The 26,997-nt window shown below is 55.6% G+C and carries 23 protein-coding genes; 10 read left to right on the forward strand and 13 right to left on the reverse strand.

What is annotated here, in order from left to right:
- Positions 1-62: 62 nt before the first annotated feature.
- On the reverse strand, positions 63-476 hold the full coding sequence (locus ABD013_RS03800; protein ID WP_343802501.1) for a hypothetical protein: 414 nt from the start codon (positions 474-476) through the stop codon (positions 63-65).
- Positions 477-706: 230 nt separating this feature from the next.
- Positions 707-1,273: an elongation factor P-like protein EfpL gene (gene efpL, locus ABD013_RS03805; protein ID WP_343802504.1), complete on the reverse strand. Its 567-nt coding sequence runs from the start codon at positions 1,271-1,273 to the stop codon at positions 707-709.
- Between the two features lie 148 nt (positions 1,274-1,421).
- On the opposite strand from efpL, the gene ABD013_RS03810 reads away from it, so the two are divergent.
- Positions 1,422-1,790: a DOPA 4,5-dioxygenase family protein gene (locus tag ABD013_RS03810; RefSeq protein WP_343802506.1), complete on the forward strand. Its 369-nt coding sequence runs from the start codon at positions 1,422-1,424 to the stop codon at positions 1,788-1,790.
- On the opposite strand, the gene ppsR is transcribed toward ABD013_RS03810, so the two are convergent.
- Entirely contained in the window at positions 1,791-2,609 is an 819-nt protein-coding gene (gene ppsR / locus ABD013_RS03815; RefSeq protein ID WP_343802509.1) for a posphoenolpyruvate synthetase regulatory kinase/phosphorylase PpsR, read from the reverse strand.
- Between the two features lie 244 nt (positions 2,610-2,853).
- On the opposite strand from ppsR, the gene ppsA reads away from it, so the two are divergent.
- On the forward strand, positions 2,854-5,187 hold the full coding sequence (gene ppsA, locus ABD013_RS03820; protein WP_425543388.1) for a phosphoenolpyruvate synthase: 2,334 nt from the start codon (positions 2,854-2,856) through the stop codon (positions 5,185-5,187).
- 220 nt (positions 5,188-5,407) lie between these two features.
- Here ppsA and ABD013_RS03825 read toward each other — a convergent pair whose 3' ends face one another.
- Positions 5,408-8,041 carry an Ig-like domain-containing protein gene (locus tag ABD013_RS03825; protein ID WP_343802515.1) on the reverse strand — a complete coding sequence of 878 codons (2,634 nt, stop codon included), beginning with the start codon at positions 8,039-8,041 and terminating at the stop codon, positions 5,408-5,410.
- Positions 8,042-8,416: 375 nt separating this feature from the next.
- A complete protein-coding gene (locus tag ABD013_RS03830) occupies positions 8,417-9,388 on the reverse strand; it encodes an acyltransferase family protein (protein WP_343802518.1) in 972 nt (323 codons plus the stop codon).
- 249 nt (positions 9,389-9,637) lie between these two features.
- Between ABD013_RS03830 and ABD013_RS03835 the strand changes: the two genes are divergently transcribed.
- A complete protein-coding gene (locus ABD013_RS03835; RefSeq protein WP_343802521.1) occupies positions 9,638-11,824 on the forward strand; it encodes an OsmC domain/YcaO domain-containing protein in 2,187 nt (728 codons plus the stop codon).
- A gap of 127 nt (positions 11,825-11,951) precedes the next feature.
- Positions 11,952-12,335 carry a DUF3775 domain-containing protein gene (locus ABD013_RS03840; RefSeq protein WP_343802524.1) on the forward strand — a complete coding sequence of 128 codons (384 nt, stop codon included), beginning with the start codon at positions 11,952-11,954 and terminating at the stop codon, positions 12,333-12,335.
- 14 nt (positions 12,336-12,349) lie between these two features.
- Here the strand turns inward: ABD013_RS03840 and ABD013_RS03845 are convergent, their stop codons facing one another.
- From ABD013_RS03845 to ABD013_RS03865, 5 genes are all read right to left on the reverse strand, one after another.
- Positions 12,350-12,631, reverse strand: coding sequence for a TrkA C-terminal domain-containing protein (locus tag ABD013_RS03845; RefSeq protein ID WP_343802527.1), 282 nt, complete (start codon positions 12,629-12,631; stop codon positions 12,350-12,352).
- Positions 12,628-13,185 carry a potassium transporter TrkG gene (locus ABD013_RS03850; protein WP_343802530.1) on the reverse strand — a complete coding sequence of 186 codons (558 nt, stop codon included), beginning with the start codon at positions 13,183-13,185 and terminating at the stop codon, positions 12,628-12,630. The genes ABD013_RS03845 and ABD013_RS03850 overlap by 4 nt, the downstream gene beginning before the upstream one ends.
- 26 nt (positions 13,186-13,211) lie before the next feature.
- Complete coding sequence (dnaJ, locus tag ABD013_RS03855; RefSeq protein ID WP_343802533.1) at positions 13,212-14,312, reverse strand: molecular chaperone DnaJ; 1,101 nt, start codon at positions 14,310-14,312, stop codon at positions 13,212-13,214.
- 201 nt (positions 14,313-14,513) lie between these two features.
- Entirely contained in the window at positions 14,514-16,700 is a 2,187-nt protein-coding gene (gene katG, locus ABD013_RS03860; protein ID WP_343802536.1) for a catalase/peroxidase HPI, read from the reverse strand.
- 321 nt (positions 16,701-17,021) lie between these two features.
- Positions 17,022-17,501 (reverse strand): HPP family protein, encoded by a 480-nt coding sequence (locus ABD013_RS03865; RefSeq protein ID WP_343802539.1) that lies wholly within the window; start codon positions 17,499-17,501, stop codon positions 17,022-17,024.
- A 101-nt stretch (positions 17,502-17,602) separates the two neighbouring features.
- Here ABD013_RS03865 and ABD013_RS03870 point away from each other — a divergent pair, with 101 nt between their 5' ends.
- The 4 genes from ABD013_RS03870 to ABD013_RS03885 all read left to right on the forward strand — a co-directional run bounded on the left by ABD013_RS03870 (position 17,603) and on the right by ABD013_RS03885 (position 20,481).
- Entirely contained in the window at positions 17,603-18,178 is a 576-nt protein-coding gene (locus ABD013_RS03870; RefSeq protein ID WP_343802542.1) for a TetR/AcrR family transcriptional regulator, read from the forward strand.
- A 129-nt stretch (positions 18,179-18,307) separates the two neighbouring features.
- Positions 18,308-19,159: a DMT family transporter gene (locus tag ABD013_RS03875; protein WP_343802545.1), complete on the forward strand. Its 852-nt coding sequence runs from the start codon at positions 18,308-18,310 to the stop codon at positions 19,157-19,159.
- Between the two features lie 9 nt (positions 19,160-19,168).
- Positions 19,169-19,735 carry a GNAT family N-acetyltransferase gene (locus ABD013_RS03880; RefSeq protein ID WP_343802548.1) on the forward strand — a complete coding sequence of 189 codons (567 nt, stop codon included), beginning with the start codon at positions 19,169-19,171 and terminating at the stop codon, positions 19,733-19,735.
- A 5-nt stretch (positions 19,736-19,740) separates the two neighbouring features.
- Positions 19,741-20,481 (forward strand): leucine-rich repeat domain-containing protein, encoded by a 741-nt coding sequence (locus ABD013_RS03885; protein WP_343802551.1) that lies wholly within the window; start codon positions 19,741-19,743, stop codon positions 20,479-20,481.
- Between the two features lie 53 nt (positions 20,482-20,534).
- Here the strand turns inward: ABD013_RS03885 and ABD013_RS03890 are convergent, their stop codons facing one another.
- The gene (locus ABD013_RS03890; protein WP_343802554.1) at positions 20,535-21,542 is read right to left on the reverse strand and encodes an MsnO8 family LLM class oxidoreductase; all 1,008 of its coding nucleotides are present in this window, start codon (positions 21,540-21,542) and stop codon (positions 20,535-20,537) included.
- 158 nt (positions 21,543-21,700) lie between these two features.
- Positions 21,701-22,645, reverse strand: coding sequence for a LysR family transcriptional regulator (locus tag ABD013_RS03895; protein WP_343802557.1), 945 nt, complete (start codon positions 22,643-22,645; stop codon positions 21,701-21,703).
- 112 nt (positions 22,646-22,757) lie between these two features.
- Between ABD013_RS03895 and ABD013_RS03900 the strand changes: the two genes are divergently transcribed.
- Together ABD013_RS03900 and ABD013_RS03905 are read left to right on the forward strand one after the other, a co-directional pair.
- Positions 22,758-23,528 (forward strand): class II aldolase/adducin family protein, encoded by a 771-nt coding sequence (locus ABD013_RS03900; RefSeq protein WP_343802560.1) that lies wholly within the window; start codon positions 22,758-22,760, stop codon positions 23,526-23,528.
- Between the two features lie 49 nt (positions 23,529-23,577).
- Positions 23,578-24,564, forward strand: coding sequence for a TRAP transporter substrate-binding protein (locus ABD013_RS03905; protein ID WP_343802563.1), 987 nt, complete (start codon positions 23,578-23,580; stop codon positions 24,562-24,564).
- A 94-nt stretch (positions 24,565-24,658) separates the two neighbouring features.
- Here the strand turns inward: ABD013_RS03905 and ABD013_RS03910 are convergent, their stop codons facing one another.
- Positions 24,659-26,914, reverse strand: a complete 2,256-nt coding sequence (locus ABD013_RS03910; protein ID WP_343802566.1) for a TonB-dependent receptor plug domain-containing protein — start codon at positions 26,912-26,914, stop codon at positions 24,659-24,661.
- Positions 26,915-26,997 lie beyond the last annotated feature (83 nt).

Consider the following 26,997-nt stretch of genomic DNA (forward strand, 5'->3'; position numbering starts at 1 on the left):
CTGACAGGGGTCGATCTTCGTTGGCGTCAGATAACTGACTGAAAATGAGTTCGGGAGTGTTGTCATACCGATGCTCCTGGCTGAGCCTCGGCAGACCCTTTTCCGCCGCCTCCCAGCTGGCGCTCGATCTCTTCCTTGATCATCTCTTCAATCTTCATCCGCTCTTCATAAGGCAGTTGTTTCAGTGCTTCTTCAGTGAGTCCCATCTCCTGCAGCATCTGGTAACGGATGCGCTCCGCCGGGCTCATCGACAACAGGCGCAACAACTCATCGCGAGGGTTGGCTTGATGTGTATCATCAGGGGCCGTCAGCGGGATATCGGACTCATGATCCTTTTCCAGTACCGCTTTACTCGTTTCAGCGGTTTTGGCGGCCTGTTCAGCCAGCAGGGCGGCAAAGCTGGATTGATGGCTATCCTTTGGAGTCGGGGTTGTAACACCGGTGGTGGGCTGAGTCAGCGAATCGATCCTGATCATGGGGGCTCCTTGTCTTTAGGTGTATATAAAGCTAAAGCAAGGTTTGGGCCATGTTTTTAGTGTAATGAAATCAGTTGCTTGGAAGTGCAGAGCCTGCAGCTGCATGATAATTGGCAAGGAATTGCCGGCAAATGCGGACCAGCCCGGTCGTGCTGTTCCGTGCGATGATTTTTGCGAGTGTTTAGCAAGGTAGAGGTGTCAGGGCAGCATCAGCCGCCCTGAACAGAGGGTCATGCGCGTGACAGGAACTTGCCAGTCTCGGTATTGATCTTAACTTTTTCGCCGGCTTCAAGGTATTCCGGCACCTGCAGTTCGAGTCCGGTAGCGAATTTGGCGGGCTTGGTGCGGCCAGTGGCACTGGCGGCTTTCATGCCCGGCACGGTTTCAATGATCTCCATCACAATGGTCGAGGGCAGTTCAATGGTCAGAATGTTGCCATCGACCAGCAAGGCCATAATGCCTTCCATGCCATCCATCAGGTAGGGCAGTTGTGCTTCAATCGCGTCGCCGTTGAGCATGTACTGAGAGTAGTCTTCGGCGTCCATGAAGGTGTACAGGTCGCCTTCCTTGTACAGATAGGACACCTTGCGACGTTCCAACGCGGCATCTTTCAGCATGTCGTCGCCGGTGAAGCTCTCTTCGTATTTGCCGCCCCCCGGCAGCTTGCTGAAGCGGATGCGGTACAGGGTTTTGGCGCCGCGTGCAGTCGGGCTGGAGATATCGATCTGCTGGATCAGCATATACTGGCCGTTGATTTCGACCAGGTTGCCACGTTTGACGTCAGCCACTTTTGGCATGGCGAGAACTCCACACAATGAGTTGAATGAAAACAGGGCGCTATTTTATGAGAAAAGCCCGGTGCGGCACAGATGGCGCGTAAGGATTTGTTATAGCAGGCGCCAGGCGCGTACACTTCCGGTTTGATTGCTGTAAACGGGATATACCATGACGTCTGCAAGCCCTGAACACTATCCGGTCAACCTCCACAAGGCGTATCACGCCCATATCTATTTCGATGAGCAGAGTGTTCAGCATGTGACTGGCCTCTGTGAGCATATCGCCACTGAGTTCGGTCTGAAAGTTGGACGTATCCACCAGAAGCTGGTTGGCCCCCATCGCCGCTGGAGTGTGCAGATTCTGTTCAGCCATCGCGACTTCGAAGCCTTCATTCCCTGGCTGGATGCCGAGCGGGGCGATCTGGATGTATTGGTGCATGGCGTAACCGGTGATGAGTACAAGGACCATACCGATCACGCCTACTGGTTGGGGCAGCCTGTCGAGCTTGACCTTTCGATTTTTGAGAAGCCGCGTTGATCAGCTGATGCGACGTGTCAGTCCTGCTTCGTTGATAATGCGGGTGGCGATCTCTTCAATCGAGAAGTTGGTGGTATTGATGCAGTTGAGGCTTTCTTTCTGGAACAGGCGCTCTACTGTACGGACTTCGAAGTCGCACTGATCCAGTGAGGCATAGCGGCTGTTGGCACGACGCTCATGGCGGATGGCCGCCAGTTGGAAGGGGTCGATGGTCAGGCCATACAGCTTGTGGCGGTGTTCCTGCAGGCAGTCCGGCAGACGGTTGGCTTCCATGTCTTCATCGGTCAGCGGATAGTTGGCTGCACGGATGCCAAACTGAAGTGCCATATAGAGGCAGGTGGGTGTCTTGCCGCAGCGGGAAACGCCGACCAGAATGATATCGGCCTGGTTGTACTGTCGAGTACGGGCGCCGTCGTCATTGTCGAGCGCAAAGTTTACCGAGTCGATACGGTCCTTGTAGCGATCCATCTCGTTGATGGCGTGTGACTTGCCAACTGAGTAGGACGAGTGAGTCTCGAGTTCGGCTTCCAGCGGTTTGAGAAAGGTTGAGAACACATCGATCTTGAAGCCGTTGCAGGTGGCCAGCAGGTCACGGATTTCGTCATTGACGATGGTATCCAGAACGATTGGGGGCTTGCCGTCTTCTTCCGCCTGTTTGTTGATGCGTTCGACAACGGCCTGGGCCTTTTCGATGGTGTCGACATAGGGCAGGGTGATTTTCTCGAACCGGATTGCTTCGAACTGCGAAAGCAGACTGTGGCCAAGGGTTTCGGCGGTAATGCCGGTGCCGTCGGAGATAAAGAAGGCGGTTCTAGTCATGTAGCGGTCCTGATTGTCGACAATAGAGCGATGCCAAGCGGCGTTGGAAAGCGCTACTTTAGCAGAAAATCAGCGCTATGTTTTTGTAGTTAAATTACATTTTGCCTAAGCCAAGATTTTTTGGCTTTTCTACAGTATTATCCGGCCTACGGAGAAAATAATAATAATGATCCTTATGTCAAACGGCTCAGACTCAGGAGAATTGGCTTTGCAGGATTATGTACTGCGCCTGGAACAGGCAGGCATGGGAGATGTCGACAAAGTCGGCGGCAAGAATGCGTCTTTGGGTGAGATGATCCACCAGCTCAGCGATGCGGGTGTGCGTGTGCCCGGCGGTTTTGCCACCACAGCGATTGCTTATCGTGACTTTCTGGCGCAAAGCGGTCTTGCAGATCGCATCAATGAGGCGCTTGAAGCACTGGATGCGGATGATACCCGCGCCTTGATCGAAACCGGCGGCAAAATCCGTCAGTGGATCATGGAGGCAGAATTCCAGCCTGAACTGGACAAGGCGATCAATGAAGCCTGGGCAGAGATGACCGGTGGAGAAGAAATTGCCGTCGCTGTCCGCTCTTCGGCCACTGCAGAAGACCTGCCGGATGCCTCTTTTGCAGGCCAGCAGGAAACCTTCCTCAACATCCGTGGCCTGGATAACGTCAAGCACGCCATCAAGGAGGTGTTTGCCTCCCTGTATAACGACCGTGCCATCTCCTACCGCGTACACAAGGGCTTTACACATGCGGAAGTAGCCCTGTCTGCTGGCATTCAGCGTATGGTGCGTTCTGAAACCGGGTCTTCCGGTGTCATGTTCACCATGGATACCGAATCCGGTTTCAACCACGTCGTGTTCATCACTTCCGCCTATGGCTTGGGCGAAACCGTGGTTCAGGGTGCCGTCAACCCGGACGAGTTCTACGTCTACAAGCCGACTCTGGCTCAGGGCGCACCGGCGATTCTGCGCCGCACCCTGGGTTCCAAGGCGATCAAGATGGTCTACACCGATGATGGCAGCGCCGGCAAGGCGGTGGAAACCGTCGATGTGGCCAAGGCCGAGCGTAACCAGTTCTCCATCAACGATGCTGATGTAGAAGAGCTGGCGCGTATCGCCGTGATCATCGAAAAACACTATGGTCGCCCGATGGATATCGAGTGGGCCAAGGATGGTGACGACGGCAAGCTGTACGTGGTGCAGGCGCGTCCTGAAACCGTACAGAGCCAGAACAAGGGCACCGTCATTGAACGTTACCTGCTGAAAGAGAAGGGCAAGGTGCTGGTTGAAGGTCGCTCTATCGGTCATCGCATCGGATCCGGCCCGGTACGTGTGGTCAGCGGCCTTGAGCAGATGCACGAAGTGCAGCCAGGCGATGTGCTGGTCACTGACATGACCGATCCGGACTGGGAGCCGGTGATGAAGCGTGCAGCTGCCATCGTAACCAACCGAGGCGGACGTACCTGTCATGCGGCGATCATTGCGCGAGAGCTGGGTATCCCGGCGATCGTAGGCTGCGGTGATGCGACCGAGAAACTGGTCGATGGTCAGGAAGTGACCGTTTCCTGTGCCGAAGGCGACACCGGTCGTGCTTACGAAGGCAAGCTGGCCTTTGAGCATCAGAGCAACAGCGTCGAATCCATGCCGAACCTCTCGTTCGACATCATGATGAACGTGGGCAACCCCGACCGCGCCTTTGACTTCCAGTCATTGCCGAATGCCGGTGTTGGCCTGGCGCGTCTGGAATTCATCATCAACCGTATGATTGGCGTGCACCCGAAAGCACTGCTGAACTTCGATGATCAGCCGCGTGACGTCAAACAGATCATCGAGCGTCGTATCGGCGGTTACGCTTCACCGGTCGACTTCTATGTCGACAAGCTGGTGGAAGGCATCTCAACGCTGGCAGCAGCCTTCTATCCGAAGAAGGTTATCGTGCGCATGTCCGACTTCAAGTCGAACGAGTACGGCCATTTGATCGGCGGTGACCGCTATGAACCGAGCGAAGAGAACCCGATGCTGGGCTTCCGTGGTGCGGCGCGTTACATCTCCGACAATTTCCGCGATTGCTTCGAACTGGAATGCCGTGCCTTGAAGCGTGTGCGTGACGAGATGAAGCTGACCAACGTTGAAATCATGTTGCCGTTCGTACGTACCCCGGGCGAAGCCAAGCAGGTCGTTGAGCTGCTGGAAAACAACGGTCTCAAGCGTGGTCAGAATGGCCTGCGTCTGATCATGATGTGCGAAATTCCGTCCAACGCTCTGCTGGCGGATCAGTTCCTGGAGTACTTCGATGGTTTCTCTATCGGCTCCAACGACCTGACCCAGCTGACTCTGGGTCTGGATCGCGACTCTGGCATCATTGCGCATCTGTTCGATGAGCGTAACGAAGCGGTCAAGCGCCTGTTGGGCATGGCGATCGAAGCCTGCCGCAAGCAGGGCAAATACGTTGGTATCTGCGGTCAGGGTCCGTCTGACCATCCGGATCTGGCGCGTTGGCTGATGGAACAGGGTATCAACAGTGTCTCTTTGAACCCGGACTCCGTCCTGGATACCTGGTTCTTCCTGGCCAACGAAGAAAAGTCCTGAGTTTTTGAGCAAACCAGGCTGTTAAGTTAACTACAGCCTGTTCGTTCTACTTAAAACACCCGCCTGAGCGATGCTTGGGCGGGTGTTTTTGTATGGTGTGCGGGGGTGGCCGTAACTGTTTGTAATTGGGGTGTGCAGCGATACTCCTCTGGTGGTGGACCTGCAGACTGTGGCCGCTGGACACTCAACGGTCACAGTCTGTTTACGACACCGGCTGCGTTTACCAAACAGCGATCGCCTCGTTGGAGCAGCCTGTTGTATCACACACCTGGTATGTCGTGGCCTTGCCCGTACTCTGGTCGTAGCTTTCTGCACCGTCGTTGGCGGTGGTTTCCAGCAATGTCCCATCGCGGTAGATCATCACAGTTTCAGATGTCGCGCCACTCCAGACCAGATCAACAGATCGCGCTCCTTTGTTTTTCCGGGTGACCAGCGTCAGGCTGATTCCGCCCGTTGTGTCGCCAACTGTCAGGTTCTGGCTGGTGGTATCGCTGGCACCCTCGTCGTCGGTCACGGTCAGTGTGACTGTATAGGTTCCGGGAATGTCATACGTATGTTGAACGTTTTGTTCGGTTGAATTCATGTCATCACCAAAATCCCACACCCAGGAAGCGACAGTGCCGTCACTGTCGCTGGAGGTGTCAGTAAAACTCACTGTCAAATCGGTAACGGTATAACTGAACTCGGCCGTCGGTGGGGTATTCGAGGCCGGTGCCGACATGCTGACCAGCAGTGCATTGGTCAGCGTATCGGAGCTGCCATCGGCATTGGTCAGGGTCAGGTCCCAGCTGCGATCCCGGTTAGGGCCGCCGTCTCTGGCAGTCAAATAGCCATCGATCGTCGTGCCATCGGCAGATATTGCGACGATAGTGATCGTCGGAGCAGGGCCTGCCCCCCCTGAGAAGGCGATGGCTGTGCTTGAATCGAAGCCCGTTCCGCTGATAGTCAGGGCGGCATCCACTGTGCCAATCGGTACAGTAGAGGGGGTTATACCTGTTACAGAGAGAACAGCTGGCGCGTCCTCTACCGTGATCGATACCTCGGCGGATGCTGAGGTCAGTGCGCCATCGTTGACCGTGAAACTAAAGCTATCATAACCGAGGTAATCTGTATTCGGCGTATAGAGCAGGTTGGGTGCAGTGCCGCTCAGGCTGCCGTTGGCCGGGGGAAATACGACCAAATAGGTGAGAGGGGTGTTTTCAGGATCAGAGCCGGTCAAGGTAATGGCGACGGGTTCGTTGCGGATGACGGTCACCGACTGAGCCACGGCGCTGGGTGCGTCATTCACCGCAGAGATGGTCAGGTTAACAGTCGCACTGTCATTGCCCCCGTTACCGTCACTGATGCTGTAGTTGAAGCTGTCCGTACCGTTGTAGTTGGCATCGGGCGTATATGTGAGCGTTCCGTCTCCGTTGTTGGCGACAGACCCGTTGCCGCCTTGCGTGATGGTCGAGACTGTGAGCGCATCGCCGTCAGCGTCCATATCGTTGGAGAGTACATCGAACGTGACCGGGCTATCTTCAAGTGTGGTCGCATAATCGTCGTTGGCAACTGGAGGCGTACCTGAAGCCTGTAGAGCCAGGCAGTTGGGGAAGGCAGCGGCCCGATTCGCCACATGGGCCTTCATCACATTAGGTACGCGGAAGGCATCGACACCATATCCGTGGTCCTGGCCGAAGGTAAGGCTGATATTGGAATAGCCGCCACTGAGCAGGTGGCAGTAGCTCATGATTGTGCCGGGCTTATCAGCCGTCGTGCCGCCAGACAGGGTTCCCCAGCCGGGCAGGCCCAGGGAGCTGCCGCAGTTTGAACTGGTGTAGCATCGGTCGACCGGGTCAGGGCTGCCGCCGGTACCGCAATAATCCTGAGTGTGGCTGGAGTCGAAGTTGTGACCGATCTCGTGGGTGACCACCAGAAGATCCCACACCACGGCCGGATCATTAATGTTGAAGTTGCCGCCCAGGCTGGCACTTACCCCGTAGCCATAGCTGTCATTGCATAGCACACCAACGTAGGCGATACCGCCTCCCAGGGACTTGCCGCTCAGCATGTGGGCGATGGTGCGTTCACCGGGGACATCACTGCTGGCGTTCCAGTGGTCCTGGAATTCATACAAAGCTGTATCGGTTCCGCTTCTGGCTGTCCAGGGATCGCTGGCGGCACCGTTGGTCCACAGGCGGCTCCAGCTGACGGTCAGGTTGGTATCGACTTCGCGTTCATAAACCGTGGAGGCATAGGCGAAAAGGTCGCCGATGTATTGATAGGCCTCGTCGACATTATTGAACAGGGCAAAGAATTCGTAATCGGTTTCCACCGCAACTCGGGCGGTATGGCTGACATTGGCCGGAAGCGAAGCGGCGGTTGTATATGTACTTGAGCCGCCGTCAGGCATCAGGCTACTGGCATTGAATGTCCCGGTCTCGTTGCCGCAGGCAAAGGGCTTGTCGGCCAGTTCCAGCTCCAGGTTGACCTTGCGATTGGTCAGGCCTCGAGGGGCGTGGCTGGATTGGCCCGCCAGCAGCCAAACGCCGCTCGCGTCGGTAATGATGCCACGCATAGGGCCCTGCTCGGGTACGGCAAGCACAACGATTGAATTTTCATGCCCCGCGATCCGGCCTCGGAAATAGGCATCACTGGGCGGTGTGGCCCAATTGTTATTATCAACGACCAACTGGGTATCGGAAGAGAATACCGCGAATCGTTCCAACTCCAGCTCAGATACGCCCACTTGCTCGAGATCAACATTAAACAATTCCAGGGTACCGCCCATGGGAACGCCACGGGCGATGGCGGGCAGGTCAGGTGCAGCGGCATTGGCGGAGGTCAGGCTGGCGTAGGCGTGGCCGGTATACATCAGAAGGGTAAACGCCGACAGCAAAGCAAAACATCTATAACTAAACGCCCGCCTGAAAGCTGCTGACAATTTTGATTTGTCGGATGTCAGTTTCGAGAAGTATCGGTTAAGGAAATAAAAAATAGTCACGGAAAACCTCGCCAGTTCTGTTTACTGAGTCATCCCATTATTGGATGAGAACCTTGCAGCCCGAGAATGGAACGCGCAGAAATGCGGATCTAAGTAGAAAGCTAGCTTGTTGCGGGGACGCAGGTTTGGACTATTTATCCTGGAAGTTATGACTATTTTGCAGAGGGGGTGCATATCAACAGATATACACTCGGGGCGACGGCAGGGGAGGCTTATCCTTTGGAGGCTTTGTAGCCAGTGATAATGCTACAGCTTCCTGGCAGATAAATGTTGGTCCACCACTCGTGAAAGCGGGTGTTCCAGCTGGCTGATTGCAGCTGCGGCAAACAGCATTAAGGCCATATAGGTCATGAGACCGATCCAAATGGGTAGCCCCAGCTCTGCCAACTCCGGTATCAGAAACAGAAACGGATAATGAACCAGGAACAGGGGAAAGGCCAGGTCGCTAAGTCGCCGGATAACGCTGGTGCTCAGGATGTTCAGTCGAAGCCAGATAGTCGCAGGCAATCTGAGCGCCAAATACAGGCCCAGGCCAAACTCAAACAGGCGGCAGGGCGGAAACCAGTCGCCGGGACGACCTGGCATGAATCCATATTGGCGGTAAAACCAGCCTTCGACTTGCCCCAGCAATGTTGGCTCAACAAAGGGGACGCCCCATTGCCCCACATAATATCGTGCGCCAAGGCTGATACAGAACAGGGCTGCCAGTGTCTGATGAGGCCAGCGTTGCATGCACCAGAGCAGCAGCGGGCAGAGCGCATAGAGGTTCATGATCAGCGTGATATACCAGCTGGGCGGATTATAGGGGCCGCCCCAGAGCCCCGCCCAGGCATAAAAGCCGGTGAGGCTGCCCAACAGGTCGGTTATAAATCCATTCGGAAACAGTTCGGGCAAGTCACCCTTAAACAGCCCGTTGCCCAGTGCATAACCCAGAATGCATAGTGGTAGAGACAGCCAATACAGCGGGTAGATCCGCCTCGCCCGTTTGAGCAGGTAAACGAGGTAGCTTTCCTGGTGTGAGGAACGTGACAGGCCGGCCAGAATGCCCGATAGCAGCAGGAAAATGCTGACACCGACGCCACCCAGGCTGACGAAGTAGAGGTTTTTGATGCCGAAAAAATCCCCGCTGGCATGACCCAGTAATTGACCAACGTGGGCCACGACTACCAGTGAAATGGCGATAATGCGCAGCAAATCAAGCAAGACGGACCGGTTCATCGGGGGCGATCATCATTCAGCCGAGGGTTGCCAGGCACTCTAGTGTTGGGGTGTGACAGTTTAGTGTGCTGGTGGGGTCTTCACCCTTCGTTTCGAAGTGGCCATCCATGCTAGAATCCACGCCAAATCGTGACACCTGCAGCCTTGCGCTGGAGATTCCTCCTTAACGGCAGGTTTCGACTGCTCAGACGAGCGTGTTTGCAGGTTGCTCTGCAGTGCCATTCACCCACGAATCCAGAAAGTGACTCAATGGAAATCAAAGTAAATTTCTTAGATAACCTTCGGCTCGAAGCCAAATTCGATGACTTCACCGTAACGGCGGATCAGCCGATCCGTTACAAGGGTGACGGTTCAGCCCCGAGCCCGTTCGATTACTTTCTGGCGTCCTCGGCACTCTGTGCGGCCTACTTCGTCAAGGTGTACTGCAAGGCGCGGGATATTCCGACCGAAGATATTCGCCTGTCACAGAACAACATCGTTGACCCGGAAAACCGCTACAATCAGATCTTCCAGATCCAGGTCGAGCTGCCTGAAACCATCTCTGAAAAGGACCGTCAGGGCATTCTGCGCTCCATTGACCGCTGTACCGTGAAAAAAGTGGTGCAGGAAGGCCCCGAGTTCAAGATCGATCAGGTGGCAAGCCTGGATGAAGACTCGGCGCTGCTGTTCTCGGATATGACGGAAGGCGATGCTCGTACCTACATTCCGGGCAAGGACCTGCCGCTGGAAGATACCATCACCAACATGACCAAGGTGCTGGAAGATCTGGGTATGAAGATCGAGGTGTCTTCGTGGCGCAATATCGTACCCAACGTCTGGTCACTGCATATCCGCGATGCCGCATCGCCGATGTGCTTTACCAACGGCAAGGGAGCAAGCAAGGAGAGTGCGCTCTGTTCGGCACTGGGTGAGTTTATCGAACGTGCCAGCTGCAACTTCTTCTACAACGATCACTACTTCGGTGAAGAGATCGCCAACAGCGACTTTGTACACTATCCCACTGAAAAGTGGTTCCAGCCTGGGCCGGATGACGAACTGCCGGAAGGGCTGCTGGATGAATACTGCCTCGAGATCTTCAATCCGGATGGCGAGCTGCGCGCATCCAATCTGATCGACACCAATTCCGGCCGCGTGGATCGTGGTATTTGTGCCATTCCCTATGTGCGCCAGTCTGATCAGGAGGAGGTCTACTTCCCGTCCAACCTGATCGAAAACCTGTTCGTCAGCAATGGCATGAGTGCCGGTAACACCCTGCATGAAGCTCAGGTTCAGTGCCTGTCTGAGATATTCGAGCGTGCGGTCAAGAAGCAGATCATCGAAGAAGAGATTGCACTGCCGGACGTGCCTTTGGAAGTGCTGGAGAAATATCCGCATATCCAGGCCGGTATTCAAGGACTGGAAGAGCAGGGCTTCCCGGTTCTGGTCAAGGACGCCTCCCTGGGCGGCCAGTTCCCGGTGATGTGTGTCACCCTGATGAACCCGCGCACCGGTGGTGTCTTTGCCTCTTTCGGTGCCCACCCCTGTTTCGAAGTGGCATTGGAGCGCAGCCTGACCGAGCTGCTGCAGGGCCGCAGTTTCGAAGGCCTGAACGATGTGCCTGCACCGACGTTCAATAGCCACGCGGTGACCGAGCCGAACAACTTTGTTGAACACTTCATCGATTCCACCGGTGTCGTCTCCTGGCGCTTCTTCAGTGCCCGTTCCGAGTACGAGTTCTGCGAGTGGGACTTCTCTGGCACCAACGAAGAGGAGAATGAGCGCCTGATGCAGATCCTCGAGGATCTGGGCAAGGAAGTATATATCGCGGTGTTCGATGACCTGGGTGCAACCGCCTGCCGCATCCTGGTGCCGGACTACTCGGAAATCTATCCCGTTGAGGATCTGATCTGGGACAACACCAACAAGGCACTGCTGTTCCGTGAGGATATTCTGAATATCCACTCCCTGGATGAAGATGCCCTGGCGGATCTGGTTGAACGACTGGAAGAGAGCGAGCTGGACAATTACACCGAAGTGCCCACGCTGATCGGTATCGAGTTCGACGAAAATACCGTCTGGGGCCAGCTCTGTGTCGGTGAACTTAAGGGCATGATCTATCTGGCGTTGCAGCAGTATGAGGAAGCCTACGACCTGGTGTGTGAATTCCTGTCCTATAACGACAATACCGTCGAGCGTGGCCTCTATTACCAGGCGCTGCGTGCGGTACTCGAAATCGTGCTGGATGAGGAACTGGAGTTTGAAGACTACCAGCACAACCTGACGCGGATGTTTGGCACTGAAGTGATGGAGAATGTGATTGGCTCCATTAACGGGGATCGGGCCTTCTGCGGCCTGACCCCAACCAGCATGAAGCTGGAAGGTCTGGAGCGTCACCAGAAGCTGATCGAAAGCTATAAGAAACTGCACAAACTGCGGGCTGCTCGCGCAGCGCGCTAAACCACCTGGCTCTGGTGCCGCTCTGGCCCGGAGCCGTTTAATGCCATCAATATGAACAGATGGCATGGGGTTACGGGCAAAATTCACTAGACTCAAGTGTGTGACTACCCATGTGGAGGTTGGCACCATGTTGAATGTGAACTCCGAAACTCTCTGCCGTCTGGTGCAGCTGGCGCAGCTGTTTCATGCCAAGGAAGAGGTGGTCATCCCTGAAGAGCCGGGTAGCCCGGCCGATGACTGGGCGCGGCAGGCGCTGGCAGACCACGCGGAAGATCAGACCTTTCTTGAGTTTGAATCGATCATCCAGGATCTGGAACCGGATCAGCAGCAGGAAGTCGTTGCGCTGTTCTGGGTCGGGCGGGGTGATTTCGATAAGGCCGAGTGGACTGAGGCACTGGCCGAAGCCGCCGATAACTGGAATACGCATACCGCCCAGTACCTGATCGCTCACCCCATGCTGTCGGATTGCCTGAGCGAAGGCATGGAGCAGTTTGACTACAGCCGTGAATGATCCGGTCCAGTCGGTCAGCTCGCAGCTTCGCCGACTGGGTGTTCCAGCCGTTTCTTCAGCTCGGCCAGTCGGTCTGCCCGTGTGATCAGGATGACCTCGTCATCGGGTTTGAGACAGTCGGTCTCTTCCGGTAGTACCAGTTTCTCATCACGGTAGAGACAGATGAGGCGGCACCCCTTCGGCAGGTCAAAGTCATTCATCGGGCCGGCCTCGTGGTCGGTGACGATGAACGAATACACTTCGGCGTCTTCATGAATCAGTGCTGATAGCTCCAGGCTCTTTTCCTCCTTGATCATGTTGACCAGGTGGCGAGCAACAGTTTTGGTTGTCTGCGTTGTATCGCCAGCAACTGCTTGCTGGTAACCCTGTGGCCCATCAGCAGTGCTACCGCCAACACGGCGATACCCAGCCCACCGTACCATTGCATCCAGGCACGTCCGAACAGGAAGGCTGGCGACCGGCTTTCAACCGAGGCCAGGGTGCTCAACCCGGTCGTGGTAATGCCGGACACGGCTTCGAACCAGGCATCGATCCAGCTCAGCCCACCAGCCATCAGCGGGTAGCTCATCAGCAAAGGCACGATCAGGAATGCCAGTGCCGTGACACAGAGCGCCTCGTTGCGCTCGATTCGGCGTGGTTCGGCCAAGCGCAGCAGTGGCAGCGCACAGAGAGCCATCAGGCTGATGACGGCCAGGTAGCGACTTGATACGATCATATCGCCCAGGATCAGGGCAACAACCATGGGGACTGAGGTCAGCATGGCCAGCAGCACCAGGATCTGGCCAAGATATTTCAGGATCACCGAAAGGCGGGCGGTGCGCATCAGGGCAAGGGCCGAAGCATCAGGCATGGATCATGTCCCTCTCGGGTGGCCACTCATGAGTTGAGTTTCCTCAGCTGCTCATAGAGGTGGCGTTCTTCTTCGCTGATATTGTCTGGAATTCGCAGGCCTAGACGCAGATTCAGGTCGCCACGGCCATAGCCACCAAATTTCACCAGTCCCTTGCCCTTGAGACGAAGTACTTCGTCAACTTGAGTGCCCGGCGGAATTTTTACATCCACCTTGCCATCCAGGGTGTCGACGCGCAGAGTGGTACCCAATACCGCATCAGGAATGGACAGCTGTACGTTATGCCAGAGGTCAGGGCCGCGGCGAACAAACTGGGGATCGGCGGCTGTTCTGACAGTCACGTACAGATCACCGGCTTCTCCACCGGGTTCGTCACTGGGCAGGCCGTGTCCCGGTATACGCAGCGCCATGCCTTCCTCAGCACCGGCCGGGATGGTGACCTTAAGCTTGTCATCTTTCTGGGTGCGACCGCTGCCACGACAGCTGGTGCACGGGTGGTCGATAAATTCACCACGACCCTGGCACACCGGGCAGGTGGTGATCTGCTGCACCTGAACGTTGCCCTTGGCCTGTTTTTGTTGTCGGGTCAGTATCTGGCGGCCGCTACCACCACAGGCTTCACAGGTGCGCGGTGCGGTACCTGGCGCGGCACCACAGCCCTTGCAGGTAGGGCACTGAACAGGGCGCTGAAAATGAACCATTTCTTCGCTGCCCTGATTGATCTTTTCCAGTGGTAAAGTGAGTTGTACCCGGAGATCACGTCCCCGCGCTGGGTGGAGGTGCTTGCCGGAGTGGCCAAACAGGTCTCCAAAGATACCGTTGCCCATGCCGCCAAAGCCTGCGTCGCCAAAGATGTCGGACAGGTCGATACCGGAGAACAGGTCTTCAGCCGAAAAGCCTTCAACACCAGCGAATCCGTGGGCATCGTATTCCTTGCGCTTCTGCGGATCAGTCAGGATGGCGTAGGCTTCTGCAATCTGCTTGAACTTGGCTTCTGCTTCCGGTGACTTGTTTCGGTCCGGGTGGTAAATCATTGCCAGCTTGCGGAAGGCGTTCTTGATGGTTTGCTTGTCGGCGTCGTGTGGGACACCCAAAACCTCGTAGTAGTCGCGCTGTGGTCCTGCCATGGATCAATTAAGCTCCTTCTGGCTGACGAAAAGGAAGTGCGAACAGGATTATGAACATGCTCTACAGAGTATAGGTGCTCTTGCGAAAGCTGAAGGAAAGCTGGTGTGAAGACTGTGGCTAATAAGAAGAACCACAAGCAGACAGGTATCAATGACCCGACTGCTTGTGGTTAAGGGAGGAACGCCCGTAGAGGCGAACGATTATTTCAGGTCAAAGCGATCGGCATTCATCACTTTGGCCCAGGCATTGACGAAGTCCTTGACGAATTTCTCCTGATTGTCGTCCTGAGCGTACACCTCGGCGTAGGCGCGCAGGATAGAGTTGGAACCAAACACCAGATCCACTCGAGTCGCGGTCCATTTAACGGCACCGGTCTTGCGATCAACGATTTCGTACAGATTCTTGCCAGTCGGTTTCCAGCTGTTCGCCATATCGGTCAGGTTGACGAAGAAGTCGTTGCTCAGGACACCTTCGCGATCGGTGAATACACCGTGCTTGCTGCCCCCGTGGTTGGTACCAAGGACGCGCATGCCACCGACCAGTACCGTCATTTCCGGGGCGGTCAGTCCCATCAACTGGGTACGGTCCAGCATCATCTCTTCCGGTGTGACAACGTAGTCCTTCTTGACCCAGTTGCGGTAACCGTCGTGGACCGGTTCGAGGTACTCGAAGGATGCGGCATCGGTCATCTCGTCGGTGGCGTCTCCACGGCCAGAAGCGAAAGGAACAGTGATATTAACGCCGGCATCTCTGGCGGCTTTTTCAACTGCGGCGGTACCGCCCAATACGATCAGGTCGGCCATGCTGACCGGCTTGCTGCAGCCGGACTGAACGCCTGCCAGTACCTTGAGCACTTTCTGCAGGCGTTCTGGCTCATTGCCCGCCCAGTCCTTCTGCGGTGCCAGACGGATGCGACCGCCGTTGGCGCCGCCGCGATAGTCGGAACCACGGAAGGTGCGGGCACTGTCCCAGGCGGTAGCGACCAGTTCGGCTACGCTCAGGCCGCTGGCCAGAATCTTGGCCTTGAGGTCATCGATTTCGGCCTCACTGAGCGTGTAATTTACACTCGGGATCGGGTCCTGCCAGATCAGGTCTTCGCTGGGTACATCCGCCCCCAGGTAGCGGCTCTTCGGTCCCATGTCGCGGTGGGTCAGCTTGAACCAGGCACGGGCGAACACATCGTCGAAATAGGCGGGATCCTGCTGGAAACGTTCTGAAATTTTGCGGTAATCCGGGTCCATTTTCAGCGCCATATCGGCATCGGTCATCACCGGCATGCAGCGGATCGACGGATCTTCCACGTCCACTGGCATATCCTCTTCCTTGATATCCACTGGCTTCCACTGGTTGGCTCCGGCCGGGCTCTTGGTCAGTTCCCACTCATGGTTAAGCAACATGTTGAAGTAGCCATAGTCCCACTGGGTCGGGTTGCTGGTCCAGGCCCCTTCGACGCCGCTGGTCACGGTATCACGACCCACACCACGGCTTTTGTGGTTGATCCAGCCGAAGCCCTGTTCTTCGATCGGAGCTCCTTCAGGTTCGGGGCCAAGGTTGTCTGCATCACCGTTACCATGCGCCTTGCCCACGGTGTGCCCACCGGCGGTCAGCGCAACGGTTTCTTCATCATTCATCGCCATGCGCTCAAAGGTGACACGCATGTCCTGAGCGGTTTTGAGCGGGTCGGGGCTGCCATCAACACCTTCCGGGTTAACGTAGATAAGGCCCATCATGACCGCCGCGAGCGGGTTCTCAAGATCACGCTGACCCGAGTAGCGGCTGCCTTCACTGCCGGTCGGGGCCAGCCATTCGCGTTCAGAGCCCCAGTAGATATCCTTTTCAGGGTGCCAGATATCGGCACGACCGCCGCCGAAACCGAAAGTCTTGAATCCCATGGACTCATACGCCATGTTGCCGGCGAGGATAATGAGGTCCGCCCATGACAACTTGTTACCATACTTCTTCTTGATCGGCCACAACAGTCGGCGCGCCTTGTCCAGGTTGCCGTTATCCGGCCAGCTGTTCAACGGAGCAAAACGCTGGTTGCCGGTACCTGCACCACCTCTGCCATCAGCGACACGATAGGAGCCGGCCGCGTGCCATGCCATGCGGATCATCAGGCCACCATAGTGTCCCCAGTCAGCGGGCCACCAGTCCTGACTGTCGGTCATCAGCGCCTTGAGGTCATTCTTGACCGCTTCAAGGTCCAGCTTTTTGAATGCTTCGGCATAGTCAAAATCTTCACCCAGAGGATCCGTCTTGGAGTCGTGTTGGTGAAGAATGTCCAGGTTCAAGGCATTGGGCCACCAGTTCATGTTGTCATTGCAGCTGGCGGTATTGGCGCCATGCATGACGGGGCATTTGCCGGTTGCGTTGTTATTCTGGCTCACGTCTAAATTCCTTCTCTTGAGTTAACAGGTTAGCCGCACGAAAACAGTTCAAGAGGAACCATTTCTCTTGCGTCATGTAACGCAGCAGCCCTGGCTGAGGCTTGGAACAACAGGAACTATAAGAAAGCAAACCTGTTTGATGTGATTTGAGGATAGTAATGAAGCAGGGATATGAAAAATTTCATTTGCCAATGGCTTTGATAGGCAGTGGCAATAAGTGTGAAGGAAGACAGTAGGTCCGATAAAAGAAGATGCGCTCTGCGAGCCGCGCGGGCAATCAACTGGCGCAGAGTCGCAAAGCGCGCATCCTGGGGATTAAGGTCAGCACCATCGCTCGGGGTATGCCTGCCCAGAGATATGGCGATGGTAGAGATAACCGAACGCCACGATGCAGACAGCCCCAAGCGCAACTGGGGTGAACAGAAATGCCCAGTCCTGCCCATCAAGCATGATTAATAATGGGTTGGCACCTGCAGGCGGGTGAGTGGTTCGGGTGAGCAGCATGAGCATGACTGCCAGCCCTACAGCCAGTCCCAGGGACCAGGGGGTAACCTCCATCAGTGAAGCGACTGCCAGCCCTACGGTCGCAGTCAGCAGGTGCCCAAGAATAATGTTACGCGGCTGTGCCAAAGGGCTGGCGGGCAGGCCGAACAGGATCACCATGGTGGCACCGAAAGGCGCCATGAGCCAGATTGCATTTTGTATCGTGCCGAGAAGGGCAAGTCCGCTGATGCACAGGGCAGCGCCCACCCCTGCCAACAGGGCGACTTTGTAATGGTTTGGGATGAATCGTGATTTCATTTCTACCTCGTTGATGTGTGTAGACCGATCTGTCTACTTAGGGTAGACAGTTTGGTCTACCTGTGTCAATGTCATGTTCAGTACAGCAAACAAGGTGAGAGATGGTGGATAAACGTGAACAACTGGTTCGAGCTGCCTTCGATCTTTTCTATCGAGACGGCATTCATGCGGTGGGGGTCAACCGGGTTCTGAGCGAGTCCGGCATTGCCAAGAAAACCCTGTACCACCATTTCCCAGGTAAGGATGACCTGGTAGCGGCGACAGTGGAGTACAGGCATAACGCATTTTTGTTGTGGCTGGAGCATAGGTTGGAGGCAGTGGCAGGAAAAAAGGCCGTTGACGCGCTGTATGACGCCCTTGATGACTGGTTCAATGGCAGGGATGACGCATTACAGCCGTTCCATGGCTGCTTTTTTATCAATGTCAGTGCAGAGTTCGGAGACCCTGAGCACCCGATTCATCGGCTCTGTGCCGAACACAAGCGTCAGGTAGCGGCTATTGTCAGGTGCAAATTGGCCGCCTGCCTGGACGACAATGAGAAGACCGAGCAGTTGCTTGAAGCTCTGATGCTATTGAAAGAGGGCGCTATCGTGCAGGCTCATGTCGCAGGGGATAAGCAGGCAGCGTTGAAAGCGAAGGATGTTGCTCGCATGCTGCTGGCTTCAGTGGGCTGTTGAGAGGTGGGTGGTACTGCCCATCAGGTGCAGACATATGCCTTAGTACCAGGCCCTTGGCAGGATTGGATGCAGTTGTACTAAATGAGACGCTAACTGAAATTCAAGGGCGTGCAACGAGGATGAAGGCCGATGAACAATAACAACAACCCGGCAATTCGAACCCTGGGACTGACGACGCTGGCGATGATCGCCTTTGCCGGTAACTCTCTGCTCTGCCGCTTGGCCTTGCGGGAAACCGAGATTGATGCGGCGAGTTTTACCCTGGTCCGCCTTTTCTCGGGGGCGCTGGTGCTCTGGTTGCTGGTGCAGATGAGAAACAGAAAGGTAAGCGGAAACGGCAGTTGGCCATCCGCGCTGGCGCTGTTTATCTATGCGGCCGGCTTCTCCTATGCCTATATCAGCCTGGATGCCGGCATCGGTGCACTGCTGCTGTTTGGGGCCGTTCAGGCAACGATGATCAGCTACGGGCTCTGGCAGGGTGAACGCTTTACGCGTGGACAGTTGCTGGGGCTGACGCTGGCCCTGGGTGGACTGGTTGGGCTGCTGCTGCCCGGCCTGTCGGCACCGCCTTTGATCGGGTCATTGCTGATGCTGGCGGCCGGGATTGCCTGGGGTGTTTATTCGCTGCGTGGTCGTGGCGCGGGAGATCCGACACAGGTGACGGCCGGCAATTTCATCCGCGCCGTTCCGGTGGCGCTAGTGCTGAGTCTGGTTACGCTATCGGGTGCCAGTTTTGATATTCCCGGTATCGGCTATGCGGTGGCCTCGGGCGCCCTGGCTTCGGGTATGGGCTATGCCATCTGGTATACCGCCTTGCCATTATTGAAAGCGACGAACGCCGCGACCGTCCAGCTTAGCGTGCCGGTTATTGCGGCGGCGGGTGGTGTGCTCCTGCTGGGAGAGGTGATGAGCCTGAGACTGGTTCTGGCTTCGTTGGCCATACTGGGCGGCATCGCGCTGGTGATTAGACAGAAACAGTAAGGAACAAGGATGGAAACAGAGAGGTTATGCCTGCGACAGTGGCGGCCGGAAGACCGTGAGCCCTTTGCCGTGCTCAATGCGGATCCAGAGGTGATGCGGTACTTTCCTGGTACATTGAATCGGGTAGAAAGCGATGCATTGGCTGATCGTATTGAACAGCTTATCGATCAGCAGGGCTGGGGGTTCTGGGCAGTTGAAGTGAAGACAAGCGGTGATTTCGTTGGTTTTGTTGGCTTGAATAGCCCATCACCGGAACTCCCGTTCAGTCCCTGTGTCGAGATCGGTTGGCGCCTATCCCGACATGCGTGGGGCAAAGGTTATGCGACTGAAGCGGCAGCGGCAGCCCTGGCCTTCGGCTTTGATGCACTTGAGCTGGAGCACATTGTATCCTTCACGGCACTGAGCAACAGCCGTTCCTGGCAACTGATGGAGCGCCTGGGTATGGAGCGCCAGCCTGACAGTTTCATGCACCCGGCCTTGCCGGTTGGTTCCCCTCTGCGGGAGCACTGCTTATATCGACTTGAAGCCGAGCGTTGGGTCAGTGAGCGTGCGGTCAAGGCACAACACAAGGAGTAGAAGGGATGAGATTGATTGCGGGTATGGCCGTTGGCGTGCTGGGTTTGATGTTGGCCGCCTGTTCGGATAACACGTCCTACAAGGACAGGTTTGCGGACAAGGGGCTTCAGGCCTGCGTGGCGGATACGTTGCGTAAGGAGGGGCTGAATGAGCTGGGCGAGATCAGGGAATTGTTGTGTCAGGATGAGGGGGTGCAGACGCTGGCCGGGCTGGATGCACTCTACAACCTGGAAGAGCTGTACCTGCAGAACAACGAACTGGCCAGTTTGAAAGGCATGGGGCAGTTGCCCGCACTGCGAATCATATCCGTGGCCGGAAACCGCCAGTTGCAATCATTGGAGGGGCTTGAAGGCGCGCCGGCGCTGGAAGAGTTCCAGGCAAACAAGTGTAGCCAGCTGTCCGGTATCAGTGCATTGGGACAGCTGCCGGAACTCAAAATAGTGGCCGCCATGATGGGGCAGGTGTCTGATATATCGGCTCTCGCTTCACTCCAGCAACTGGAGGATGTCACCTTTAACTATAACCAGGTCGTCAACATTGACGCCCTGGCCGATAAGCCGGCGTTGCGCAAAGTGATGCTGTACTCGAACCCGCTGGGGGATATCTCGCCGCTGCTGGGTAATCCAGCGCTGGAGGCGGTGGGTATTGGTGGGGACAATCTTGAACACTGCGACGTCATCGAGCAGCTTGAAAAGGACATGGGGCCGGAAGCGATCCTCTATGGTCCCGAGCGCTGCGCGAGTTGATCAGGGTGGGGCAGGTCCGGGCGTTGAGCCCGGTCTGCCCCGAGGGGAGTCGTTCAGAGATGTTTGGCCAGCAGGCGATAGCTGTCCATTCGGTCGTGGTGGTTGTGTGTCACCGTGACAGTAGCGATCTCGTCACAGTCGAACGCCGTGGCCAGTTGCTCGATCTCCTGCCAGCACTGGTCCGGTGTACCGACGGTGTAGCCGCTGAGGATGTGGTTGTAGAAGGCCTGGTCGGAGGCGGACATGGCGTTGTATCGGTCCTGCACCTCTGACGGCGTCAGAAAATCCTCGCGCTGACCCATCTGGGCGGCAAGCTTGCGGTAGACGGCGGTGCCTGCACGCAATTTTGCTTCTTCCTGGGTTTCGGCACAGATACAGGCAATTGCCAGCATCTTGTTGGGTTCACCTGCATGGCCGGCCTTTTTCCACTGTTCAAGATAGCCCTGGAAGATCGAAGGATGACAGTTGTCCGGATCGATGAAACGGGCCAGCGCCAGGTTGTAGCCCAGCTGGCCCGCCAGCCCGGCGCTGCCGCCGCTGGAGCCGAGCATCCAGAGTTCCGGTTTCGGGGAGCTGTCCGGCAAGACATGAATCTTGCTGTAGGGATTCTCAGCTGGAAGGGTGCCGTTAACGAAGCCTTCGAGCATCTGAGCCTGATGAGCGTAGAGGTCGCCGTGATGCGGTTCATGAGGGAACGCCAGCGCATGAGAGGTCAGGCCGGTTCCGCCCGGCGCACGGCCTACGCCCAGATCGATACGGTCCGGGTGCAGGGTTGCCATCATCTTGAAGCATTCAGCTACCTTGAGCGGGCTGTAGTGTGACAGCATGACGCCGCCACTGCCGACACGAATCCGCTGGGTAACGCTGGCGATGCTGGCTACCAGAATTTCAGGGCAGGGGTTGGCAAAATGAACACTGTCGTGGTGCTCGGCCACCCAATAGCGGTGGTAGCCCAGCTCGTCACAGAGTTGTGCGAGTTCGATGGTCAGGTGTGGGGCCTCAACCTTGGCATGGGAACCGTGTACCGGTGACTGATCGACAACAGACAGCTTAATGTTCATTAGGGTCTCCTCTATTAAGTTAATATATTAACTAAATATTGGATGCCATTCAAATATGACCTACAGTGGAAGCTCGCCTGCACTGGCTTTGATAAGGACCACCTATACATGGACCAGTGGTATCCACCGATATTGCAGCCAGGGGGCTTGTTGGTGTGCTAGAGCAATGTACCTCGCCAGTGTCCTCTGGCATTTTCCTGACGTGTGATGTTCCTGATCTGCTGGATTACCATCGCCATCGCATTGGTGAGCGGTTTGTCGATAGATGTCATTAGAAAGACTTCACGGTAGAGTTGAGGCTCTGTGATTTCCAGCGCATGGACTTCACCATTCCTCTCGAGATGAAAGAAGGACGAGGAGGGGGTAATCAGCAGGCCGTGGCCCTCGGTAACATACTGCAGGGTGGTCATCAGTTGACCATAAGGTTGCCGTTTGCGCAGATAACAGCCGGTGTCCTTTTCATACTGCTCGATCAGGTAACCCAGCGAGTCGGTCCGGCTGGTGACCATGATTTCGTAGTCTTGCAAGGCCGTAAAGCTGACGCGGCCCTGTTGTAGCAGGGCTTCATCGAAGGGGAAGGAACGCTCGCTGCCCACCAGCAGGTAGATATTTTCCCGAAAGAATTTTTCATAGCGGATGTTGGTGCTGTCGCTTTCGTCATAGGAGGACACCGCAACATCAATGTCACCCGACTTCATCATCCTGATCAGATCTGATGAATACCCTGTATAGATGCTCAACTCTATATCGGGATACTGTTTCTCAAGCAGGGTGACCAGCGGGACAGCGAGAATGTTGCAGATGGGCTGGGTCAGGCCTATGGCTACCTTACCTGAGGGCGCTTGTGTCGCCTGGTGCAGTTCGTTCTGCGCCTGATCCAGCTGGCGCAGAATGGAACGTGCGTGGGCCAGAAAGCGTTCTCCGTTTTCGGTCAGGTAGACACCACGGACATCACGGCTGAACAGTGTCGTCTTGAGTTCGTGCTCGAGCACGGAAATCTGCTGGCTGATACTGGGCTGGGAGATCTCCAGCTCGCGTGCGGCAGCTGCAATACTGCCAAGTTCAGCGGCTTTTACGAAGTATGTCAGCTGTTTGGTGTTCATGATGACTACGCCTATAGGCAGTGCCTATACCTGCTATACGGGATTTTTTGTTTTTTCATGAAGGCCCTTTTCCTATGCTGGTTCCAGTATTTGGAAAAAGAGAAAAGACCTTATGAAAAATCAGGATTATTACTTTGACCGCCCATTGAAATATAGTCCGGAAGAGTGGAAGGCAAGACAGGATCTGGCCTGCATGTACCGGATTTTCGATCACCTTAATTGGGATGAATCGATTTATAATCATATATCATTGCGTGTGCCCGGAGAACCCGATCATTTTCTGATCAATCCGTTCGGTTTGCATTATAGCGAAGTTCGGGCATCCAATTTGGTTAAGATCGACATCGATGGTAATATCATCGGCGATTCTGATTGGCCGATTAATCCTGCCGGGTTTACTTTCCATAGTGCAATTCACAAGCATGTACCGGATGGTCACTGCATTATGCATGTACATACCACGCCGACGCTGGCTGTGTGTTGCCTGGAAGAAGGTCTGTCGTTCACCAATTTCTATTCGGCGCAGTTGTATAACCAGGTGGCCTACCATGATTTTGAAGGTATCACCGTGCGCATGGATGAAGGTGACCGAATTGTCGCCAGCAGTGAAGGTAAAAAGGTTCTGCTGCTGAAAAACCACGGTCCAGTCATTATCGGTGCAGATTTACCTCAGGCGTTTTCTCTGATGTGGTTGCTTAACCGTGCATGTGAAGTTCAGTTGGCTTCCATGTCCATGGGTAAAACACTCGCAATACCTGAGCCTGTTCTGGAGCGTTGTGCGCGTGATACACCGCTGTTCAATCCGAAATATGGCTCCGGACGAGATGCGGTGGCTGCACTTGAACGTTTGATTGAGAAAAAAGATCCATCCTATAAATATTAAAGGCCCAACAATGAATATAATAAAAACGATTGCATGTACCTGTGCACTTTTGTTCTCAACAGTAGCCTACTCTCAAACCACACTGCGGGTTGCTACCTGGCTCCCGGCTACCAGTAGCCAGAATGATGTGGTCTGGCCCACCTGGGCCAAATGGGTCGAGGAAGCGACTGAAGGGCGTGTCAAAATCGAACTGGAATATGGCTCTGGTCACCCCAAGACCATGTTTGGTCTGGTCGAAGATGGCGTGGCAGATGTCAGCTTTAGTGTAAACGGCTATCTGCCGGGGCGCTTCAAGCTGCCGGCCGTGGTCGAGATTCCTGGCGGAGTTGCTGATCCTGAAGCATTGTCCGTTGCGATCTGGCGTGTATACAAACAACACTTCGAGCAAGCGCATGAGTTCGATGGTCTTAAAGTACTGGGCAAGTTTGTTCATGGCCCGGGGCAGCTGTTCACGACCTTTGAAGTCAATGATCTGTCCGATCTTCAGAACCGCAAGATTCGTACCGGTGGTGGTGTGGTCAACGAGCTAGCCAAACGCCTGGATGTGGTGCCCGTGTTCGCGCCGGTAACCAAGGTGTACGAAATGATGCAGCAGGGCGTGATTGATGGTGTTTTCCTCCCGGCTCAGGAGCTCAAGTATTCGCGCCTGAGCGAAGTGGTGACTGACGTTACGCTGTTCCCGTCGGGCATGTACACCACAGTCTTCACCATTTTCATGAATCCTGAGGTGTTCGAAGATCTGAGCGAAGCAGATCAGCAGGCAATCATGTCGGTATCTGGCGAGAAGCTGTCGGCACTGGCTGGTCGTGCCTGGGGGGCTTCGGATGCGAAGGGACTGGATGAAGCCCGCGAGATGGGTGTTCGCATCAAACAGCTGACCGAAAATGACCCTCTTACCCTGCAGTTTGCAGAACGAATCAAGGGCATGAACGAAGCCTGGATAGAAAGTGTGGCGGATCGTCCGGTTGATGCCGCAGCAGCACTGAAGGATTTGCACCGCATTGCGGAAGCGTACTTGGCTGAAAACGCCCAGTAAGTGTACTGTCCCTGAGGCCCTCGTTATCGAGGGCCTTTTCATATGTGTAAGGTCAGGACAGGTCAGCGAAAGGCTGGCGCCTGGATCCGTTACATCAGAAAGACACATTCACGCCAATGTAGGCTGAACGCCCCATGCCAGGAACAGCAATGCCCCAAGGGATGCCATTCATTGACATGGTACGCCCCTGGCCGGTGTAAAGGCCGCCGGTCGGCAGGGCGTAGTCCCGGTCGAACAGATTTTCAATACCGAAGTCTAACCGGGTCTGTTGCCAGCTATGGCTGGCGCGGAGGTTGATCAGGCTGTAGCCGGCTGTTTCAAGCTCATTGCGTACATCGGAGACGTCATCCTTGTCATCGACCACAACCCATTCGAGCGCATTATCCCAGCCGCCTTTCTGGTGGGTCAGCGTAAAGCGACCATTCAATGGCATGATGTTGTACAGATCATCGCCAGTCGTGCGGTTTTTGCCATCGGTATAGTTAATTACGCTCTTCAGGCCCCAGACACCCCAATCATTACTGGCCAGAGGCAGCTGAATGGACAGATCGATACCGTACAGGCGGGCATCCTGGTTGGCATACTGCAGCACGTTGAACTGATCGTCGCTCCAACTGGCGCTTTCCACGGCATCAATATAATCATTAACACGGGTATAGAAAGGGGTCGCCTTGAAGATCCAGCTGCGGTCGGCAGCATGCCAGTCGAAAGTGGCTGATGCTGTGTAGGCGGTTTCGGGATCCAGGTTCATATCACCAACATAGCCGTTGCCATCCCCGACGAAGTTGTTCATCGTTGCTGCCATCGGCCAGCTGGACCAGGTGTAACGCTCATACAGGTTGGGTGAGCGTACTTTGCGCGCCAGACCCAGTTCGATGTCGAGGCTGTCGCTGTGTTTATAGCGGGCAAGGGCGGTCAGGTCCACGTTGTGGTCAGTTATATCACGGTCCATGGCGTTAAAGGCCGCTGACTCAGCGCCCTGATTGGCCATCATACTGTATCCATGTACCTCGTCCGCATCCATGGAGACACGCTCATAACGGATGCCCAACAATGTCAGCCATCGATCGTTGAGTTCTGATTCGAGTTCAGTGAACAGAGCCGCGCGGTCACGCTGGCCGTTGTTGATGTTCTGGAAAGTATCAGGCCCCATGCCGCCGCCAGAGGCAGTCCAGTAATCATCCAGGCGGTAGTGTTGGTACTCGGCACCGACACGGAGAAGCTGCTCGGCACTGAGGTCGATGTCAGCTTTAAGGGTCAGGCCGGTGTTCTCGCTTTCGGAATACATTGGCATGCCGGCAGCACAGGTATTGGCCATGCCATCAACCATGAAACCGATAGGGCTACAGGGATTGCCGGGACCAGAAAGCGCGCCATACCAATAGCGCTTGTCAGCACCAAAATCCATGAAATGGTCAACCTGCTCATGGTAGGCACGTGTTTCGAGCATCCCCCAGTCAAAACGGCGGGTCCAGGCCAGGTTAATCAGCTTCTGCTCATTGTCGAGCAGGTCCATGCGCTGGTTGGGATAGAGCTGCTCCGGCATGTTCTGGTATCCCAGGTTGGCTTCAAACAGATCGTCACCGGATTTGAATCCCAAGCCCAGCGACTGGTTCTGGGTTTCGTAGGCAGTTGAGCCGACTTCATCCAATGGCAGGGTGTGACCGGGACGACCCGTTTCGGTCGTGGTTTTAAAATCGTCACCGGCGGTGTAGTTGTCTGCCTTGCTCCAGGAGCCGCTGTAGCTGATGCTCAGGTTTTCTGTTGCGTGAGTGGCCGACAGATTGCCGCCTACTGCATCGTTATTACTGCGATAGAAGGCACCGACTTCACCCTTGGTCAGGCTGGTATCGCCGGTACGTGCAAACTCAGGTTCAGGCTTGTCTGCCACAATGGTGCCACCAATGCTGTCACCACCCACACTGACGGGGGTGATGCCGGCAAACACCTTGAGTTGACCAATATTGCTTGGCTCAATATAGGACAGCGGCGGGTTCATGTGGTTGGGGCAGGCGGCAATCAGGTCCATGCCATCGACCTTGACGCGAAGGCGATCATCCGCGAGTCCGTGGATAACCGGCAAGCTGGATACGGCACCGGCGCCGTTCAGGCTGACACCCGGCACATCGCGCAACAGGCTGGCGCTGTCATTGGTGGCTGCACGCAGCTGCTCTACGGTAGAGGGGGGCACCTGGGTTGCATTTTCCAGAGGGCCTTGTTCGATTTTAGCCTCGACAATGATGGCATCGCTTTGCGGTTGTTGAGCGCTGACGGACTGGGCCAGTGTGATACAGGTAATGGCGGCAGAAAGCTGTCCCAGCTGAAATGCGGGGTGTTTTGTGGTTTTCATCCAGGCTCCTGAGTGTTCTTGAAATTCCCTTTCAGCACGTCCATTGAACCATCGGCACTCGTACAGGATTCAGGTGTGCTGTG

Origin of the sequence: Marinobacterium maritimum, from assembly GCF_039523155.1 — a bacterium.
GTDB lineage: Bacteria > Pseudomonadota > Gammaproteobacteria > Pseudomonadales > Balneatricaceae > Marinobacterium > Marinobacterium maritimum.

Bases quoted from the DNA above. Each gene is read 5' to 3' on its own strand.
- ABD013_RS03835 (WP_343802521.1), top strand. From the start codon at position 9,638: ATGGAAATCAAAGTAAATTTCTTAGATAACCTTCGGCTCGAAGCCAAA.
- ABD013_RS03825 (WP_343802515.1), bottom strand. From the start codon at position 8,041: ATGTATACCGGCCACGCCTACGCCAGCCTGACCTCCGCCAATGCCGCT.
- dnaJ (WP_343802533.1), bottom strand. From the start codon at position 14,312: ATGGCAGGACCACAGCGCGACTACTACGAGGTTTTGGGTGTCCCACAC.
- ABD013_RS03840 (WP_343802524.1), top strand. From the start codon at position 11,952: ATGTTGAATGTGAACTCCGAAACTCTCTGCCGTCTGGTGCAGCTGGCG.
- efpL (WP_343802504.1), bottom strand. From the start codon at position 1,273: ATGCCAAAAGTGGCTGACGTCAAACGTGGCAACCTGGTCGAAATCAAC.
- ABD013_RS03800 (WP_343802501.1), bottom strand. From the start codon at position 476: ATGATCAGGATCGATTCGCTGACTCAGCCCACCACCGGTGTTACAACC.
- ABD013_RS03830 (WP_343802518.1), bottom strand. From the start codon at position 9,388: ATGAACCGGTCCGTCTTGCTTGATTTGCTGCGCATTATCGCCATTTCA.
- ABD013_RS03845 (WP_343802527.1), bottom strand. From the start codon at position 12,631: ATGATCAAGGAGGAAAAGAGCCTGGAGCTATCAGCACTGATTCATGAA.
- ABD013_RS03875 (WP_343802545.1), top strand. From the start codon at position 18,308: ATGAACAATAACAACAACCCGGCAATTCGAACCCTGGGACTGACGACG.
- ABD013_RS03900 (WP_343802560.1), top strand. From the start codon at position 22,758: ATGAAAAATCAGGATTATTACTTTGACCGCCCATTGAAATATAGTCCG.
- ABD013_RS03910 (WP_343802566.1), bottom strand. From the start codon at position 26,914: ATGAAAACCACAAAACACCCCGCATTTCAGCTGGGACAGCTTTCTGCC.
- ABD013_RS03880 (WP_343802548.1), top strand. From the start codon at position 19,169: ATGGAAACAGAGAGGTTATGCCTGCGACAGTGGCGGCCGGAAGACCGT.
- ABD013_RS03850 (WP_343802530.1), bottom strand. From the start codon at position 13,185: ATGCCTGATGCTTCGGCCCTTGCCCTGATGCGCACCGCCCGCCTTTCG.
- ABD013_RS03865 (WP_343802539.1), bottom strand. From the start codon at position 17,501: ATGAAATCACGATTCATCCCAAACCATTACAAAGTCGCCCTGTTGGCA.
- ABD013_RS03895 (WP_343802557.1), bottom strand. From the start codon at position 22,645: ATGAACACCAAACAGCTGACATACTTCGTAAAAGCCGCTGAACTTGGC.
- ABD013_RS03885 (WP_343802551.1), top strand. From the start codon at position 19,741: ATGAGATTGATTGCGGGTATGGCCGTTGGCGTGCTGGGTTTGATGTTG.
- ABD013_RS03890 (WP_343802554.1), bottom strand. From the start codon at position 21,542: ATGAACATTAAGCTGTCTGTTGTCGATCAGTCACCGGTACACGGTTCC.
- ABD013_RS03870 (WP_343802542.1), top strand. From the start codon at position 17,603: ATGGTGGATAAACGTGAACAACTGGTTCGAGCTGCCTTCGATCTTTTC.
- ppsR (WP_343802509.1), bottom strand. From the start codon at position 2,609: ATGACTAGAACCGCCTTCTTTATCTCCGACGGCACCGGCATTACCGCC.
- ABD013_RS03810 (WP_343802506.1), top strand. From the start codon at position 1,422: ATGACGTCTGCAAGCCCTGAACACTATCCGGTCAACCTCCACAAGGCG.
- ppsA (WP_425543388.1), top strand. From the start codon at position 2,854: ATGGGAGATGTCGACAAAGTCGGCGGCAAGAATGCGTCTTTGGGTGAG.